The 1,113-nt window shown below is 67.4% G+C and carries 1 protein-coding gene; it reads left to right on the plus strand.

Annotated features, from left to right (window positions below):
• On the plus strand, positions 1-1,113 hold a 1,113-nt coding region (locus ABEA24_RS53320), incomplete at both ends, for an acyl-CoA dehydrogenase family protein (RefSeq protein WP_345444758.1).

A 1,113-nucleotide genomic window follows, 5' to 3' on the forward strand; every position in this document is an offset into this window, starting at 1 on the left:
CGAACTCTCTGAAGAGCACCAGATGCTCCGCGAGACGGTGCGCTCGCTGGCCGATGACAAGATCGCTCCGCGGGCGGCGGAGACCGACGAGTCCGGGGAGTTCCCCCAGGCGGTCTACGACGCGCTCGTCAAGGCGGATCTGCATGCCGTGCACGTCCCCGAGGCGTACGAAGGAGTCGGCGCCGACGCCCTCGCCACGGTGATCGTCATCGAAGAGGTCGCCCGGGCCTGTGCCGCGTCGTCGTTGATCCCGGCGGTGAACAAGCTCGGCACCGTTCCGATCCTCCTCTCGGGTTCTGAGGACTTGAAAAAACGCTACCTGAGCCCGGTCGCGAACGGCTCGGGCATGTTCTCCTACGCGTTGTCGGAGCCGGAGGCGGGCAGTGACGCGGCGGCGATGACGACCCGCGCCGTCCGCGACGGCGATGATTGGGTGCTGAACGGCACCAAGCGGTGGATCACCAACGCGGGTGTCTCGGAGTACTACACGGTGATGGCCGTCACCGATCCGGGTCAGGGCGCCCGCGGGATCTCGGCGTTCGTGGTGGAGAAGAGCGACCCTGGGGTGAGCTTCGGCGCCCCGGAGAAGAAGCTCGGCATCAAGGGTTCCCCGACGCGGGAGGTGATCCTGGAGGACGTGCGGATCCCGGCGGACCGGATCATCGGGGAGGAGGGCACGGGCTTCAAGACCGCCCTGGCCACCCTGGACCACACCCGCGTCACCATCGCCGCCCAGGCGCTCGGCATCGCCCAGGGCGCGCTGGACTACGCGCTCGGCTACGTCAAGGAGCGCAAGCAGTTCGGCAAGCCCATCGGTGACTTCCAGGGCGTGCAGTTCATGCTCGCGGACATGGCGATGAAGCTGGAGGCCGCCCGGCAGCTCACCTACGCCGCCGCGGCGAAGTCCGAGCGGGCGATGGAGGGGGAGAAGGTCCCCGATCTGACGTTCATCTCCTCCGCCGCCAAGTGTTTCGCCTCGGATGCGGCGATGGAGATCACCACGGATGCGGTGCAGCTGCTCGGCGGCTACGGCTACGTCAAGGACTACCCGGTCGAGCGCATGATGCGCGACGCGAAGATCACCCAGATCTACGAGGGCACCAACCAGATCCA

The sequence above is a fragment of the Actinoallomurus vinaceus genome (genome assembly GCF_039542055.1).
GTDB lineage: Bacteria > Actinomycetota > Actinomycetes > Streptosporangiales > Streptosporangiaceae > Actinoallomurus > Actinoallomurus vinaceus.